The organism is Marinobacter sp. (assembly GCF_033722735.1).
Classification (GTDB): domain Bacteria; phylum Pseudomonadota; class Gammaproteobacteria; order Pseudomonadales; family Oleiphilaceae; genus Marinobacter.
Map to the genome: position 1 here is coordinate 1 of NZ_JAWVYN010000028.1, position 16533 is coordinate 16533.

Consider the following 16533-nt stretch of genomic DNA (forward strand, 5'->3'; position numbering starts at 1 on the left):
CGGGTCGCCGTTGAGGAAGCTGACGATGACTTCGTGGCCAATCCTGGGCAGAGCCATGAAACCGTACTGGCCGCCAGCCCAGCCCTGACTGACGCGGAGCCAGGCGCTGCTGTGTTCGTCGTTATCCGAGTAGCGATCCCAGGGGAAGCGGACTTTGACCCGGCCGTGTTCGTCGCAGTGGATCTCCTCGCCGTCCGGGCCGGTGACGAGGGCCATCTGGGGGCCGTCCATCAGCGGGCGGTTCTCTACCTGGGGCCGCCAGGTCTTATCCGCCGGGATGGCGGTGAAGGTGTTGCTGTAGGTGGTGGGCTCGGAACCGCCCTCTTCTGCCAGGGCCTGGGGCTGCTTGCCGGTGTGGACGACACCGGTCAGTAGCCAGTCGCGATTGAGGCTGTCCTGGCTGTGCCCCATCAGCGGCAGCTTGGCGCCGCCGGCGAGGTCCGGGCGGTTGCTCTTGCCCCGGGCCACGCTGGCGTCGTTGCGCAGGGCGTCCAGTCGGGCCTGGGTGAAGGCGGTGCCGCTGGCATCGGCCTTGAAACGGCCGGGGTAGTCGTAGTGCTGGTAGTCGTCGCGCTGGTGGTCGATGCCACTCGCCGCCTGTTCGTGCATCAGGGCGTAGGCGGGGTTCTTGAAGGTGTAGTCCTTCATCGCCACCGAGGCGGCCCGGCCCCGTTCCCGGTAGCTGAATTTGAAGACCGCTGGTTGGCGGGTGCTGGCGCCGGCGGTGGCGTTGTAGGTGGCCTCGGGCAGGATGGGGGCGTCGCCGTGGTGGTCCGACAGCACCAGCGGCTGGTTATCGGAATCGATGTCGAAACGGTAGTGCCAGCCCTCCTCGGCCGCGAGCCGCTGCAGGAACGCCAGGTCGCTTTCCCGGTGCTGGACGCAGTACTCCCGTTCCTCGGGGGTGCGCTTGAGGTCGAACACGGTGCCGGCGATGCCGCGCTCCTCCAGCAGGGTCTTGAGGATGGTATCCGGGGTCTGGGCCTGGAAGATGCGGCTGTTGTGCATCAGCCCCAGGCGCCACAGGGCCGGTTCCACCACCAGCTCGTAGCGGGTGCGGCGGTGGCCGCTGTCGCCGCGGGCGAATTCGGAGACCACGCCGGTGAAGCGGCGCAGCAGCTGGCCGTCCTGCCACACCGCCAGCTCCACGGGCTGCTCCAGCACTTCCGCTACGGCAATGGCCGAGTCGGTGCTGGCCAGCGCCAGGGTGCCCTGGAACAGGCTGGACAGGGATTCGGTCAGTTTGAATTCAGCGACGGCGAACAGATCGGCGGGCAGGCTGCCGACACGGGCGGTGAACTGCAGTCCCTTCAAGAGAGGGATAATGGCCTCGGGCATGGCTTCGGTCCTTGAAGTACGTTTCCTCAATGAGGAGACAGGCTTGAGACCTGTCTCTACGTGCAGCTCTTCCTGAGCAGTCCATGATTATAACCAGCACCACTATGAATAAAACCCCGGTAAGTAGAATTCGGCAATACGACTCTGCAAATCACCAGCTCAAGCCTGGTGACTATGCAAGCAGCCATGTCTAAACATCCCGCCGCAGGTCACTGGGTATGGGGAAATCCGGCATGCCCGGCTTGGGCCCCTGGCCACGGCGGAACTGCCGCAGCTGGAACAGGTAGGCCAGTACCTGGGCCACCGCCATGTAGAGGCCATCGGGAATCTCGCCGCCGATCTCGGTGTTGTGGTACACCGCCCGGGTCAGCGGTGGTGTCCGCAATACTTCCACCCGATGCTCCCGGGCGATTTCCATAATCTTGAAGGCAATCTCGTCCGCGCCCTTAGCCACCACGATGGGCGCGGCCATGGTTTTCTGGTCGTACTTCAGGGCCACCGCGTAGTGACTGGGGTTGGTGATCACCACATCGGCCTCCGGCACTTCCTGCATCATCCGTCGCTGGGCCATTTCCCGCTGCAGCTGACGGATCCGTCCCTTCACCTCCGGCTTGCCCTCGGTGTCCTTGAACTCGTCCTTGACCTCCTGTTTGGTCATTCGCAATTTCTTGTGGTGATCGTAGATCTGGAACGGCACGTCGATGGCGGCAATGATGATGGTGGCGCAGGACAGCAGGAAGAAGCTCCAGGCCAGGGTCCACGCCACGTGTTCCATGGCGGGCATGGCCGGCTCTTCGGCAATGCTCAGCAGGTCTTCGGTCCGCAGGTTGAGGATCAGGATGGCCACCACCATCACCAGCGCCACCTTGGCCACGCCTTTCAACAGCTCCACCAGCGACCGCATGGAGAACATCCGTTTGAGGCCCTTGAGCGGATTGAGCCGATCCAACTTCGGGGCAATGGCCTTGCCACTGAACAACAGGCCGCCGATGCCGATCGAGCCCACAATGGCCGCCACCAGCAGCACTAACAGCAGGGGGGCGACGGCGGCGGTTGCCTCCTCGGCTGCCGCCATCAAATGTATGGCCATGAAGTTGGTGTCGAACAGGGCGGCCCGCTCAATGTCGAAACTGTTGCGCATGATGTCCGCAAACGCCTTCCCCAGCGTGGTCCCGAACACCAACAGGCCCCCAGCCCCGGCCAGCAGTACCGCCATGGTGGCCAGCTCCTTGGAACGAGCGGTCTGGCCCTCCTCCCGCGCCTTTTCCAATCGTCGGGGGGTGGCCTCTTCGGTCTTCTCCTGACTGTCGTCGTTGTCTTCAGCCATCGCCGCTTACCTCAGGGGGCGCCCTGTAACTGGCGCATGAACTCGAAGGTCTCTGCCGTGTACTGCTGGAAATGGGGGGCGAAGTTGCTCTCCAGCACCCAGATGGAAAACAGGCCGAATATCAGCGCAATGGGGAAACCCAGCGCAAAAATGTTCATCTGCGGGGCGGCCCGGGTCATGACACCGAATGAGATGGTGACAATCAGCACGGCGGTCACCGCCGGCAGGGCCAGCAGCATGGCGGAGACAAATATCCAGCTGATGCGATGAGCCAACTGCCAGACACCGGCCTGCCCCAACCCCTCCAGACCGATCGGCAGGGTCCGGAAGCTCTCCAGGAACACCTCGAAGGCCACCAGGTGGCCATTCATGGCCAGGTACAGCAGGGTAATGCTGACGGTATACAGCTGGGACAGCACCGGCACCGTGACGCCGTTGGCGGGGTCGTTCATCGAGGCGAACCCCAGCCCCATCTGCATGGCGATCATCTGGCCCGCCACCACGAACAACTGGAACAGCGCGGTCAGCGCAAAGCCCATCCCCACCCCGATCAGAATCTGCTGCAGGGTGATCACCACGGCGTCGGCGCTGAGCGCCTCCACCTGGGGCACCGGCCCGATCAGCGGCACGATCAGCACGGTGATCAGCAACGCCAGCCCCAGGCGCACCCGCATCGGCACCAGCTGGGTGCCGATAAAGGGAATGACCATCAGGAAGCTGGCAATGCGAAACAGCGGCCATAGGTGCCGCCCCACCCACTGGCCAATCTGGTCTGCACCGAAATCCAGAGGGACCACAACTTACCCTATGAGATAGGGAATGTTGGTGATGAGGCTGCGGGCATGATCCACCAGCTGGGTCAGCATCCACGGTCCCATTACGATAATCACCAGCAGGGTCACGATCAGCCTGGGCAGGAAACTCAGGGTCTGTTCGTTGATCTGGGTGGCGGCCTGGAAAGTACTGACCACCAGGCCGATCACCAGGCCCGGGCCAATGATCACCCCCGCCAACAACACGATCATCCACAGGGCGTCGCGCATGATGTCGATCACGGTTTCCGGTGTCATATTCGACCTCCCCCTGGCGGCGTCAGGCTAGATGCCGTAACTGGCGGCCAGGGTTCCCATGATCAGGGCCCAGCCATCCACCAGCACAAACAGCATGATCTTGAACGGCAGCGAGATAATGATAGGCGACAGCATCATCATCCCCATGGCCATCAGTACGCTGGCCACCACCATATCGATAATGAGAAACGGGATAAACAGGATGAACCCGATCTGGAACGCAGTCTTCAGCTCGCTGGTGACAAAGGCCGGGGTCAGCACCCAGAACGACACCTCTTCCGGGGTATCGAACTGTTCGTCGGCAATGCGCATGAACAGGGCCAGGTCGTCCTCCCGGGTCTGGGACAGCATGAACCGACGAAACGGCTGACTGGCCCGTTCCACCGCCTCCAGCGAAGTGATTTGCTCCGAGACGTAAGGCTGCAGGGCCACCCGGTTGGCCTCCTCCAGCACCGGCTTCATGATGAAGATACTGAGAAACAGGGCCAGCCCCAGCAGAATCTGGTTGGACGGCGTGGCCTGCAGCCCCATGGCCTGGCGAAGGATGGCGAACACCACGATAATGCGGGTGAACGAGGTCATCATCATCACCATCGCCGGCAGGAACGTCAGCGCGGTCATCAGCGCCAGGATCTGCAGGGTCACCGAGTACTCCTGAGTCCCCTCGCCTTCTCCCGGCGTCATGGTAACCGCGGGAATGCCCGGCAGGTCGGCCAGGGCCGCCGGCATGTAGGTGGCCAGCAGGACACCGCCAAGGGTGAGCCAAACGCGCTTCACTGGGAGTCTCCCGAGGGCTTGTCCCCCTGCCAGGGCTTGCTGATCATGCCCTGGAGTCGACGGGCGAAGTCACTGGAGGTCGTGGCGTTCGGGTCGGTCACCGGCTCTTCAAACACGTGCAGGGTACGAATGGTGGTGGGGGTGATCCCCACCAGAATCTGCTTGTCGCCAACCTCGATCAAGGCGATACGCTCCCGGGCCCCCAGGTTGAGCACCGATACCACCTTCATCAGCTGGTTGTTCATGCCGGTCAGGCCACTCATGCGACGAACCAGCCAGGCACAGACAAAGATCAGGCCGATGACGACCAGCAGGCCGATCCCCAGACTGGTGATGGTGCCGACCGAATCCGGCACCGATGGCCGGTTCGCCGGCGCCCCCTCCTGGGCCAGGGCAACCGCCGGCGCTAGCCACAGCAGGGTCAGCCCCACCGCCGGATCACAACGCCTGCGCACAGCGGATGGCCTCATTTCTGCAACCGCTTGATACGTTCGGCCGGGCTGATGACGTCGGTAAGGCGGATGCCGAACTTTTCGTTGACCATCACCACCTCGCCGTGGGCGATCAGAGTACCATTGACCAGCACATCCAGCGGTTCGCCCGCCAGGCGATCCAGCTCGATCACCGAGCCCTGGTTCAGTTGCAGCAGGTTACGGATGGGAATCTGGGTATTGCCCACCTCCATGGAGATGGTGACCGGGATATCCAGGATGACATCCAGGTCCGGCGATTCGCCGCCGCCCGCAGCCAGCCCGGTATCCTCGCCAAACTCTTCCATCGGCGCGGTACGCACCGAGTCTTCCGGCTCCTCCGCTTCGCCAGCTTCGGCCATGGCGGCGGCCCACTCGTCGTCCCGGTTCGCCTCCGGCGATTCGCCAGCCTCCTCGTCGGACTTGTCTCCGGCCTCTTCCATGGCGGCTTCCCATTCGGCGGCGAGCTTCTCGTCCTCGCTCATCTCCTGGTCGTCTTTCTTGTCGTCGTCAGCCATTTCGCCCTACCTTCAGTTGTTTTTTGACCTTGGGCCGCTCGGCCCGGGCCTTGATCCGCAGTGCCAGCTTGCCATCCCGGGTCCCCAGGGTGGCCTTGTAGATGGGGATGCCGTTGGCAGTCACCGTCAATGCGTCCGGCATCTCAATGGGGATCACATCGCCCGCCTTGAGTTTTGCCACATCCCGCAGGGAAATGCGGCGCCGGCACACCATGCTGTTGATGGGCACATCCACATCCTTGATGTCTTCCTGCAGCGCATTCACCCAACGCTCGTCCACATCATCAATGTCACTCTGTACCCCGGCATCCAGCACGTCCCGGATGGGTTCAATCATCGAGTACGGCAGCGCCATGTGCAGTTCGCCGCCGCCCCCATCCAGCTCAATGTGGAAGGTGCTGATCACCACCACCTCGCTGGGGCTGACAATGTTCGCCATGGCGGGATTGACTTCCGAGCTGAGGTATTCGAAATCCACCTTCAGGACTGCCTGCCAGGCCTCCCGCATGTCATGAAACACCTGGTCCAGCACCATCTGGACAATCCGGGTTTCCGTTGGGGTGAATTCGCGGCCCTCAATCTTGGCGTGGCGCCCCTCGCCGCCGAAAAAGTTGTCGACCAGCTTGAACACCAGCTTGGCGTCCATGATGAACAGGCCCGTGCCCCGCAGGGGACGGACCTTCACCAGGTTGAGGCTGGTGGGTACGTAAAGGGTGTGGATGTATTCGCCAAACTTCATGATCTGGACGCCGCCGGTAGAGACATCCGCATTGCGGCGCAGCAGGTTGAACAGGCTAATGCGGGTGTAGCGGGCAAAACGCTCGTTGATCATCTCCAGGGTGGGCATTCGCCCCCGGACGATGCGATCCTGGCTGGCCAGGTCGTAGGCCTTTACCCCGCCGGCCTCTTCGGTTTCATCGTAAGTATCGATGTCCCCGTCGTCCACGCCGTGCAAGAGCGCATCGATTTCATCCTGTGACAGTAGATCCTGCATAGTCGGTCCTGCCCGTAATCACACTTTGGTTACTGCACTACAAAGTTCCGCAGGAGCACCCGTTTCAGGGGTGGCTCGCCCTCCCGCTCCAAGACGCTGTTGACCGAGACCAGCATGTCTTCCGCCAGCTGCGCCCGACCCTCGGGGGTCTGCAACGTCAGAAAGTCGCTGCCGGCCACCACGTTGATGAGCTCGCTGCGCAACAGCGGCATGTGCAACTCGGTGGCAGCCAGCGCCTCCGGGTTGTCCGCCTCGAAGGCAACATACACCTGGGCATAGCGTTGCCGACCTTCTGCCTGGACCGTGGTTACCAGTGATTTTTCCAACACCGCATACTGACTGGGACTGAACGCCTCTTCCTGGGTTTCATCGGGTTCACCATTGGCCTCGTCTGGCGCCTTGTCCTTGAGGAACCACAGGGTACCTCCGATTGACAGGCCCACCGCCAGCACGATGACCACCGCCAGCAGCACGATCAGTTTCAGTTTACCTTTTTTGGGTGCCTCTTCGGGCGTATTGTCGGCCATAGGTCGCTTCTGTCAGATAGTTGTCGTTCAGCTCGAATTGACTGGAATAAAGCAAAGGTTGGGCCAAACCGGGTAGCCCAATGTTTCAAATCAGCAGTTTAGCGTTCCCACACGGCGGGGGCAAAGGGCATGACAGGGAGAATTGAGGCATGGTGAACCGGCGACGCCGGGCGGGACGACCGGCCTCCCGGAAGGCACAAGGGAGGCCGATGGCATCGAATCGCTAGGCGTAGAGATCCACCTCGCCACGCCAGCTCAGATCCAGCGCGTCGCCAGTGATGGCCTGGCCGGAGCCGTCATCGTCGATAACGCCTCCGGCAACGGTATCGCCGTCATCAGCTCCACCCTCCCGGTCACCACCCCGGTGATCGTGGGAATCGGCGACGTCGAACTGGTCCAGGGCGATGCCCTGCTCGTTTAGCATTTCACGCAACCGATGGCTGTGCAGTTCGAGCTGGTCCCGGACCACTGGGTTGGCCGAGTGTACCGTCACCGTCGCCTGATCCTGCTGCACCTGAACCCGGACCTCCATGGGCCCCATATCCGGCGGAGTAAGGTGAATCTCGGCCACCGACATCTTGTTGGCGGTCAACCAGGTCAGCTTGCCCACCAGCTTGTCCCCCCATTCCGCATGACCAACCGGAAGCTCGATGCTGGTGGTGTAACCCCGCAATGGCACAGCAGGTTCTGCCAACCGGGTATTGGCCTGCGCCTGGGTCTGAGCCAGATGGCCCGCCAGGTCCGTGCCGGTACCCCGGCTGGCAGCCGCCAGCGTCGCGGCCGGATCAATCGGCCGGCCACCCTCGGTGGATGGTTGGCCCAGCAATGCTTCCACCACCTGGCCCATGGACTGCCCTGGCAAGGCGTTGCCGCCATCCTGGCCGTTGGCCTGCTGAATGGCCAGCATCGGCACAGGGCCGGCGACAGTCCCCGCTCGCCCAGGCGGCAACCCGGTCTCGAGCCGGTTTCCGGTCACGGGCTGCTCGGCTAACGCCTGCAGGTCCGCAAAACTGAACAGAATGGGGTTGCCTTGGTCCAGAAGCTCCAGTTCCCAGGCAGGCTCGCCGTCACCAGCCTGCTCCGCGTCGACTGGACTCTGCCCTTCACCCCCGGGCTTGGTGCCGGCCACCGGGTCGGCAGGTGGCGAGCCAGGTTCTTCCGGCGGCTGCGTCCGCTTGTCCTGCGGTTCGGAATCCGGGGATCGCTCCAGGCGTCGGCGTTCCTGGTGAGAGACCTCGTCAAATCGGCTCTCTCCGCTTTTGCCGGAGGAGCCGGACGGGTGGGAATCACTGGCCTGGCCGGCTTTGCCAGGGGCCGGACTGGGAGGAAGTAACGGTGCAGTCATGGCAACCTCTTGCCGCTTTTTGGGATAAACGCTGGTGTTGACGTTAAGCAGGCAAAAGTAATGCCATCAAGGCGGGGTCAGGTGTTCAGGAGCTTTTCAAACAGCGAACGCACGGTGTCGAACTCGCGTTCGATCTGGTCCAGAACGGCCGCCGCCTCTTCCAGTTGGGCCGCCCGACCGGCCTTTTCGGCATTCAGGCACAGTTCTCCGAGGCAGGGCGCACCGATGTTGACGGAACTGCCCTTGAAACTGTGAGCGGCTTTGCTGAATCCCTCCGGGTCCTCGCGTTCCAGGGCCTGGCGCAGGGTTGAAATGCGGTCCCTGGAATCGCTGAGATAGGTGGTGATCAGGACGTCAAACTCATCCTCCATGACCTCCTTTAACTCTGCCAGCGCTTCCTCGTCAAGGTGCGGTTTGTCGGTCATGACGCCCCCCTTGTCTGCCTGAGTGTCCCGTTGCGATCCGTAGTCCGGGTTAAGTGAACTTCCAGTCATACACGACGCCTACCTGATTTCCCTTGTCGTTAAAACTCAGTGAGGTACTCAGCTGCTGCAGGAGCATGAGCCCTCGCCCGGCATACCGTTTATCCGGGCGGCTTTCAGCGAGGCAAGGTCGATAGTCGAACCCGTCTCCACTGTCTTCGCACAGGATTTCGAGGCGCCCCCCCTGGTCTTTTGGGGTGTGGCGCAACCTGAAGCGGATGAAGTGGCCAACGGTCTCGGACAATCGCCTCTCCCTTTCAGCATAGTACTGTCCGAAGCCTTCTGGAGAAATTTTCCATTCGGAGGGCAGTTGCAGGATGCCGTGCTCCAGGGCGTTGCTGTACAGTTCTGACAACAGGGTGTAAACCTCGCCACTGCGGCGCCGCAACCCGGGCACCTCCATGCAGATCTGCAATAGCAGTGGCAGCGGATTAAACTGCCCGAGGGTCCTGTCGGTCAACTCATACTCGCATTGCCACTCGGTCGCGCCGCTGAGGGGGGATTGTGGCAAGCGGCTCGGCAGGTCTGCAAGTAGTTGTTCGTCCACCATCTCCAGGGCGAAGACCGTAAGATCGTCCTGCACCCGCTGGTCACCGGTAAACTCACTCACTGCCGCCATGACCGATTCAAACAGGTCGTCCCCGCCCGTCTGCCCCGACATGGCGTCCAGCAACCGGACCTCGCCAAACATCTCGCCCTCGGCGTTTTCCGCCTCCAGAATCCCGTCCGTGGCCACCAGCAGGGCGTCCCCGGGTTCGGTGTGAATCACATCCACCTGCGCGGCAAACCGTTCGCTGCTCAACACCCCGAGGGGCAGGTGGCTCGAGGCGAGCTTGACCCGCTCGCCGTTGTGACGCACCAGGTAGCCGTCGGGTAACCCGCCATTCCAGACCCGCAGTTGGTTGAGGTGAAAATCCGCCTGGATGAACAGGGCGCAGCAGAACATCCCGGTAGGCAGGATGCGCTTGAGCTTCTGGTTGATCTCCCGCAGCACATCGTCGCTGCCAAAGCCCTTGCTGGTCATGCCGTAGAATATCTCCGCCATCGGCATGGCGCCGATCGCCGCCGGCAGGCCATGACCGGTAAAGTCCCCGATCAGCACATGCATGCCGCCGGCCGGTCTCGGGCAGGCAAACAGCACGTCGCCGTTGAATATGGACAGTGGCGAGGCATGATAGCGGAGGTTGGGCGCGTCCAGGCAGCCAGTGTGGGCCACGTTGTCGAACACCCGCTTGGCCACTTTCTGCTCGGACAACAGTAGTCGGTTCCGGTCCCGAATCAGGTCCCGCTGATGGGACAGGGTCCGATGCATCAGGCGCATGCGATTGAACGCATTGATCTTCGCCTCGAGGATGACCCGGTTGTAGGGCTTGGACAAGAAGTCATCGCCACCGGATTCCAGGCACTTGGCGAGTGTCGGCGCGTCCGAGATCGACGTCAGGAAGATCACCGGCACCAGCCGTTCGCCGGCAATCACCTTGATCTGGCGGGCTGCTTCCATGCCATCCAGTCGAGGCATCATGACATCGAGCAACACCAGGTGAGGGTCGTGGTCGCGAAACTGCTCGACTGCCTCCAGGCCATCCCTGGCACCGACAACCTCGTGCCCTTGACGCTCCACCAGCTTGGCCAGGATCAGGCGGTCGGACTCGCTGTCATCCGCAATCAGGATGCGCAACGGGCCTTGCTCCGGTAGTGGCTCGTCCACAACAGGCTCCAGGATTCATCGGGGGTGAGTATCAGCGAATGGCGAAGAGTTGTTCGAAGTTGGAGATCGAGAGGATACGGCGCACGTCGCCGTTGCAGTTCTCGATACGGATCTGGGCGGAATCGCCCCCTGCAAAGTCCCGCAGCAGCAGTAGCATGCCCAGTGCCGAGCTGTCCAGGTAGGTGGTGTCGGACATATCGACGACATAACTGACGATGCCCTCGTCACTATGCTCGTACGCATCCCTGAACTTCTGGTGGGTACTGAAATCGAAGCGCCCCTCAATCTTTATGGTCAGCGTTCGGCCATCTTCACTTCGGCGCGTCTGAATCGACATCCTGGGTCCTCCGTCAATTACTCCGTCTGGCGAACATACACGTCTTCTTGCCTTGCCCTGGTACTCCTTCAAGGAGATTTCCCCTTGACACAGATCCGCTATGACTGCGAGACAACGCCCAGCATTGAACCGCTTTTGGACTGACTGAATACGGCAAAATCACCCTGAATGAGTACTAGAATAGCCCAGCGCTCGCGAATTGCACCTGCTTTTTCGCTCGCGGCCCGGCTCACCGCCGACGCGTCACGGCGCGGGCTGCCGCTTCATCCATCGCTTTCTGTTCCCGGGCATCCTCGGCCCGTTGCTCCCGCTCCCGGCAACTGGCAATGTACCTTTCCATGCCCCGCCGGCGCTCATAGGCCTGCTGCCATTTGGCACGGCATTCCTCAAAGGCTTTGAGGGCACTCTGCAGCTGGAGTTCCTGTTGCGCCACCACCTGGTTCAGCTGGGCAATAAAGGCCTGCCAGCCCTGAAGCCGGCTCACCGGCACCACGCCCTGCTGTCCCTGGCGCATCTGCTCGCGGTAGTCCGCCTGGTAACGCCGTAACTGGTCCAGATGCTGACGCAGCTGATCCACCCGCTGCCGGGCGGCGGTCAGTTCATCAAGCGCCGCCTGCTCCCGCCGCTCCTCCAGATTGAGCACCACTTCCAGGCGTTTGGAGCGAAGCATTATTCACGGCCTCCGGTGGCCTTGGGCGCGCCGCCTTCCCCCTTCACCGGCATCACCGTCATTAACTGATCAATGCTGGCAGACAACGGGGCACTCTCTTTCAGCCCCTGCCGCAGGAATTGCCGCATGTTGTCGATGTGGGCAATGGCGAAGTCGGTTTCCGGGTCGGAGCCCTGAACGTAGGCCCCTACGCTGATCAGGTCCCGGGCCTGCTGGTAACGGGAATACACCTGCTTAAAGCGCTGAGCCCGGGTGAAATGCTCGTCCTCGGTCACCTGTGGCATCACCCGGCTGACCGAAGCTTCCACGTCTATCGCCGGGTAGTGGCCTTCTTCCGCCAGCTGGCGGGACAGGACGATGTGGCCATCGAGGATGGCCCGGGCGGCGTCTGCGATCGGGTCCTGCTGGTCATCGCCCTCGGTGAGCACGGTGTAGAAGGCGGTAATGGAGCCACCGCCGGGTTCGCCGTTACCGGTGCGCTCCACCAACTGCGGAAGCTTGGCGAACACGGACGGCGGGTACCCCTTGGTGGCCGGCGGTTCCCCAACCGCCAGGGCGATTTCCCGTTGCGCCTGGGCATACCGGGTGAGCGAATCCATCAGCAGCAGCACCCGCTTGCCCTGGTCGCGGTAGTATTCGGCAATACGCGTGGTGAGCATGGCGGCCCGAAGTCGCATCAGGGGGGAATCGTCCGCCGGCGATGCCACCACCACTGAGCGCGCCAGGCCCTCGTCGCCCAGGATGTCCTCGATGAACTCCTTCACCTCCCGACCCCGTTCGCCAATCAGCCCCACCACGGTGATGTCGGCATCGGTGAACCGGGTCATCATGCCCAGCAGCATACTCTTGCCGACGCCACTGCCGGCAAACAGCCCCAGGCGCTGCCCCTGGCCCACGGTCAGCAGCGAATTGATGGCGCGAATCCCCACGTCCATGGACTGTCGCACCGGCGCCCGATTGAGCGGGTTGATGATCTCGCCACCCAGCGACACCTGGGCCTGGGCCTTGAGCGGTCCCTTGCCGTCGAGGGGATCGCCGGTGCCGTTGACCACCCGGCCCAGCAATTCCGGCCCCACAGGCACCCGGCTGGCCGCGGACAAGGGCACCACCCGGGCCCCCGGACGCAGCCCCTCGATGGCGGTGAGCGGCATCAGGTACACCCGGTCGTCCTCAAACCCGACCACTTCGGCTTCCACATTGCCCACGCCCTGCCCCTGGATCATGCACCGGTCCCCCACCACCATGGGACAACCCACACATTCCAGGGTCAGTCCCACCATACGGGTCAGGCGTCCGGACAGCTCGGGTTCAAGTTGAGGTGGCAGGTAATCTTTCAGGCGTTCGAGTCGTTCACTCAGGGTCGCGGTCATCGTGGTCCTCCGGGCGATCCGGTTCGGAGAGGACATCCCGGTGGAAGTCCGTCAGGTCCCCCATCATCGCGTCCAACTCAACGCTGTCACCCGGGTCGTCGCTGTCGAGCTGCTGATCGAGCATGCTCTGGACGGCCTTCTGGAAACGCTTCTCGACGGTGAAATCCACCAGGCTGTGACGGGTTTGCAGCTTGCACCCACCGGGCAGAATGCTGTCGTCTTCGACGATGGACGTACTCGCCTCGAACTGGTCTGCGACCTCCTTCACCCATTGGCCATCGGCCGGGTTCACCATCAGCCTGACGTTGTCGCTGGTGGAAGGCAGTGACGCCATGGCCAGGCGGACTACCGCCTTGATCTGGCTGGAATCGAGTTGCAGCTCCCGGAAGACGATGGCCCGGGCCAGCACCGTGGCCAGGTTGAACAACGCGGTCTCCAACTCGTCCTCATGACGCTGGATGGGAATCAGCAACTCGCCCAGTAATTCTTCGAGGCGAGCCAGCTTGGCCTTCACGTCCTCCCGGGTCTGCTCCAGGGCTTCATCATGGCCGGCCTGACGGCCCTCCGCCAAGCCCTCGGCATGGCCCTCCTGGTAGCCCTGCTCGCGCCCCTCGGCATGCCCTTCCCGCTGCCCGGCTTCGCGCCCTTCCCGGAGACCTTCCTCCCAGGCCGCCTGGCGAATCTCTTCCAGGTCCGCAGCGGTGAGCGGCTTGACCTCACGCTCTTCCTCCCGCGCCACTTCGTTGCCCTGCTGATCCAGCAGGGGCAACTCCCAACGCTCATAGGCGGTGAGTTTCTCGGACGGTATGCGATTGCGGGGGTCGTCTTTCATTACATCATTTCTTCGCCGGCACCACCGAGGGTGATTTCACCCGCCTCCGCCATGCGGCGGGCGATGGTGATGATGTCTTTCTGGGCCGCCTCCACCTCACTGACGCGGACCGGCCCCTTGGCTTCCAGGTCATCCTGGAGCAGTTCCGCCGCCCGCTTCGACATGTTGTTGAAGATCTTGTCCTTGACCGCATCGTCGGCGCCCTTGAGGGCGACCACCAGCACATCGGAAGATACCTCCCGCAGCAGCGACTGGATGCCCCGGTCTTCGATGTCCTTGAGGTTGTCGAACACGAACATCAGGTCTTCGATGGTGGAGGCCAGGTCCGGATCCATGTCCTTGATCGAATCCATCAGCGAGCCTTCCACGCTCCTGTCCATGAAGTTCATGATGTCCGCCGCCCGCTTGATACCGCCAATACGGCTGGTTTGCGCGGCGGACCCGCCGGAGAACTGCTTCTCCAGGATGTCGTTAAGCTCCTGCAGCGCCTGCGGCTGCACACTCTCCAGGGAAGCGACCCGCATCATGACGTCCAGGCGAACCTTTTCATCGAGGGTTGCCAGAATTTCGGCGGCCTGATCCGGGTCGAGGTACGAAATGACGATGGCCTGGATCTGGGGGTGTTCGTAGCGGATGATGTCGCCCACGGCCCGCGGCTCCATCCACTTCAGGGTGTCCAGGCCGGTGGTGTTGCCGCCGATGAGAATGCGGTCGATCAGACTGGCGGCCTTGTCCTCGCCCAGGGCCTGGGTCAGCATCGCCCGGATGTAGTCGTCATTACCCACCCCCAGTCCGGTCTGGCCACCCACGGCGTCGACAAACTGATCCAGCACATAGCTGACGTCGTCCTTGCTGACGTCTTTCATCTGCGCCATGGCGACGCCCACCCGCTGGACTTCCTTGGGTCCCATGTGCTTGAGGATCTCCGCCGCATCCGCCTCCCCCAGGGTCATCAGCAGGATCGCCGCCTGTTCAACCCGGGGAATCTTGCGACGGGGCTTGGCCGGAGCCTCGGCCTTCTGTTCGTTCTGATCACTCATCGACATTTACCCACTGGCGCATTACCTGGGCGACCCGGGCCGGGTCTTCGGTAATGAGCCCTTTCAGTGCGTTCAACTGTCTATCATAACTGTCCGTGGCACCCGGCAAAAGCAGTTCATCCTGGGAACTCAGGGCCTCACGGAGGGCGCTGTCACTGCCCAGCCCTTTCATGTCTTCGTAGCCCCCTTCGCCCTCCAGCTCACCGCCGCGCTCACGACGGCCACTGCCCGACAGGCTCTTGAGTGTCGGTCGCAACAGCCCCAGCACCAGCACCAGGATCACCAACCCCGCCAGCACCTGCTTCATCAGGTCCCAGAACCATGGCTGCTCCCAAAAGCCCGGCGCCTCGAACTCAACCGCCTCTTCCGGGGCAAAGGCCGTGTTCATCACCGTCACGCTGTCGCCCCGCACCGCGGAGTACCCCACTGCGTCGCGAATCAGCATGGTCAGGCGCTGCAACTCCTGCTCCGGCCAGGGTTCGTAACTCACCTCGCCGGTCTGCGGGTCCACCACTTTCATGTCGTCCACCGCCACGGCGACGGTCAGGCGTTTGACCCGTCCCTGCTCCTGCCGGATGTAGCTGACGGTGCGGTCCATCTCGTAATTGCGGGTGGCTTCGCTGCGGACATTCACCGGCGGCGGCGTGCCCTCTTCCCCTTCCTCGCCGTCCTGGGGCTGCGCGGCCTGCTCCGGCACCGTTGCCTCCCCGGGCGGCTGATTGGACAGCGCACCAGGCACCCCGCCGAGGAAGCCGGAGCTGCGCTGTTCGGTAAGCTCCCGCTCGCTGCGGACCGCCTGCTGATCGGGGTTGAACAGCTCCTCGGCCTGTTCGACCGAGGAAAAATCCAGATCCGCGGTCACTTCCGCACGGAAGCGGCCATCGCCCACGATGGGGCCGACGATGGAGGCCACCCGGCTGGTCAATCGCTCCTCGACCCGGGTGTTGTAGTCGATCTGATCCTGCATCTGCTGACGGCTGCTCGGCTCCCGGCGACCGGTGAGCAGGTTGCCACTCTGGTCGACCACGGTGACGTTGTCCTTGGTCATCTCCGGGATGCTGCCCGCCACCAGGTTCATGATGGCGGCAATCTGCTCCTGTTCCAGGCGGCGACCGGCAAACACCTCGAGAAACACCGAGGCCGTGGGTGTGCGGGCGTCGCGCACAAACACCGAGCGCTTGGGTATGGCCAGGTGCACCCGGGCGTTACGCACGTTGCGCATGCTGCTAATGGTGCGGGCCAGCTCCCCTTCCAGGCCACGGCGATAACTGATGGTTTCCATGAACTGGGAGGTGCCCAGTCCCCGCTCCTGGTCCAGCAGCTCATACCCGATGGTGCGATCGTCGGTCACCCCTTCGGCGGCCAGCTTCAGGCGGGCATTGTAGACATCGTCCGCGGGCACCAGCAGGGCTCCGGTCCGTGGCTCCAGCCGGTAATCGATGTTGTTCTGTTCGAGGATGGTGGTGACGTCCTGCGGGTTGTAGCTCGACAGGTCGCCCAGTACCGGCTGATAGTTGGGCTCCTGGGCCCACAACACCACCGCGACCCCCAGGGCAACACTGGCGGCCAGCCCGACCATCAGACCGATCTGGCGTAGCAGGTTCAGCCGGTTGAAGCCAAACAGCATATCGCTGCGGCTCTCCAGCCCGGAGGCTTCCTCGGTGGTAGCGGCCGGCGGGTTACCGGCTGCGGTCTCGGCTGGTACGCTGGACATGGTGGTTCTCCGCT

18 protein-coding genes are annotated in these 16533 nt (G+C 62.8%); all 18 read right to left on the reverse strand.

Annotated elements, in window-relative coordinates; translation table 11 throughout:
* Positions 1 to 1323: type VI secretion system tip protein TssI/VgrG (tssI, locus tag R3175_RS16035; RefSeq protein ID WP_318945375.1), on the reverse strand; the 1323-nt coding region annotated here is incomplete at its 3' end.
* Positions 1324 to 1528: 205 nt separating this feature from the next.
* Entirely contained in the window at positions 1529 to 2665 is a 1137-nt protein-coding gene (gene flhB, locus R3175_RS16040) for a flagellar biosynthesis protein FlhB (RefSeq protein ID WP_318945339.1), read from the reverse strand.
* 11 nt (positions 2666 to 2676) lie between these two features.
* Positions 2677 to 3462: a flagellar biosynthetic protein FliR gene (fliR, locus tag R3175_RS16045; RefSeq protein WP_318945340.1), complete on the reverse strand. Its 786-nt coding sequence runs from the start codon at positions 3460 to 3462 to the stop codon at positions 2677 to 2679.
* 3 nt (positions 3463 to 3465) lie between these two features.
* Positions 3466 to 3735, reverse strand: coding sequence for a flagellar biosynthesis protein FliQ (gene fliQ / locus R3175_RS16050; protein ID WP_318945341.1), 270 nt, complete (start codon positions 3733 to 3735; stop codon positions 3466 to 3468).
* 27 nt (positions 3736 to 3762) lie between these two features.
* Positions 3763 to 4464 carry a flagellar type III secretion system pore protein FliP gene (gene fliP, locus R3175_RS16055; RefSeq protein ID WP_318945376.1) on the reverse strand — a complete coding sequence of 234 codons (702 nt, stop codon included), beginning with the start codon at positions 4462 to 4464 and terminating at the stop codon, positions 3763 to 3765.
* Positions 4465 to 4508: 44 nt separating this feature from the next.
* On the reverse strand, positions 4509 to 4967 hold the full coding sequence (gene fliO, locus R3175_RS16060; protein ID WP_318945342.1) for a flagellar biosynthetic protein FliO: 459 nt from the start codon (positions 4965 to 4967) through the stop codon (positions 4509 to 4511).
* Positions 4968 to 4978: 11 nt separating this feature from the next.
* The gene (gene fliN, locus R3175_RS16065; protein WP_318945343.1) at positions 4979 to 5500 is read right to left on the reverse strand and encodes a flagellar motor switch protein FliN; all 522 of its coding nucleotides are present in this window, start codon (positions 5498 to 5500) and stop codon (positions 4979 to 4981) included.
* Positions 5493 to 6494, reverse strand: a complete 1002-nt coding sequence (gene fliM, locus R3175_RS16070; RefSeq protein WP_318945344.1) for a flagellar motor switch protein FliM — start codon at positions 6492 to 6494, stop codon at positions 5493 to 5495. The genes fliN and fliM overlap by 8 nt, the downstream gene beginning before the upstream one ends.
* A 29-nt stretch (positions 6495 to 6523) precedes the next feature.
* Positions 6524 to 7021, reverse strand: a complete 498-nt coding sequence (fliL, locus tag R3175_RS16075) for a flagellar basal body-associated protein FliL (RefSeq protein WP_318945345.1) — start codon at positions 7019 to 7021, stop codon at positions 6524 to 6526.
* Positions 7022 to 7244: 223 nt separating this feature from the next.
* Positions 7245 to 8366, reverse strand: a complete 1122-nt coding sequence (locus R3175_RS16080) for a flagellar hook-length control protein FliK (protein WP_318945346.1) — start codon at positions 8364 to 8366, stop codon at positions 7245 to 7247.
* Positions 8367 to 8443: 77 nt separating this feature from the next.
* Entirely contained in the window at positions 8444 to 8860 is a 417-nt protein-coding gene (locus tag R3175_RS16085) for an Hpt domain-containing protein (RefSeq protein ID WP_413231787.1), read from the reverse strand.
* Positions 8841 to 10556, reverse strand: coding sequence for a fused response regulator/phosphatase (locus R3175_RS16090; protein WP_318945348.1), 1716 nt, complete (start codon positions 10554 to 10556; stop codon positions 8841 to 8843). Before R3175_RS16090 ends, R3175_RS16085 begins: the two co-directional genes overlap by 20 nt.
* Before the next feature lie 31 nt (positions 10557 to 10587).
* Positions 10588 to 10893, reverse strand: a complete 306-nt coding sequence (locus R3175_RS16095; protein ID WP_318945349.1) for an STAS domain-containing protein — start codon at positions 10891 to 10893, stop codon at positions 10588 to 10590.
* A gap of 229 nt (positions 10894 to 11122) precedes the next feature.
* On the reverse strand, positions 11123 to 11563 hold the full coding sequence (gene fliJ, locus R3175_RS16100) for a flagellar export protein FliJ (RefSeq protein ID WP_318945350.1): 441 nt from the start codon (positions 11561 to 11563) through the stop codon (positions 11123 to 11125).
* Complete coding sequence (gene fliI, locus R3175_RS16105) at positions 11563 to 12933, reverse strand: flagellar protein export ATPase FliI (protein WP_318945351.1); 1371 nt, start codon at positions 12931 to 12933, stop codon at positions 11563 to 11565. The genes fliJ and fliI overlap by 1 nt, the downstream gene beginning before the upstream one ends.
* Positions 12914 to 13765 carry a flagellar assembly protein FliH gene (locus tag R3175_RS16110; RefSeq protein ID WP_318945352.1) on the reverse strand — a complete coding sequence of 284 codons (852 nt, stop codon included), beginning with the start codon at positions 13763 to 13765 and terminating at the stop codon, positions 12914 to 12916. Before R3175_RS16110 ends, fliI begins: the two co-directional genes overlap by 20 nt.
* The gene (gene fliG / locus R3175_RS16115; protein ID WP_318945353.1) at positions 13765 to 14805 is read right to left on the reverse strand and encodes a flagellar motor switch protein FliG; all 1041 of its coding nucleotides are present in this window, start codon (positions 14803 to 14805) and stop codon (positions 13765 to 13767) included. The genes R3175_RS16110 and fliG overlap by 1 nt, the downstream gene beginning before the upstream one ends.
* Positions 14798 to 16519, reverse strand: a complete 1722-nt coding sequence (fliF, locus tag R3175_RS16120) for a flagellar basal-body MS-ring/collar protein FliF (RefSeq protein ID WP_318945354.1) — start codon at positions 16517 to 16519, stop codon at positions 14798 to 14800. The genes fliG and fliF overlap by 8 nt, the downstream gene beginning before the upstream one ends.
* Positions 16520 to 16533: the final 14 nt, after the last annotated feature.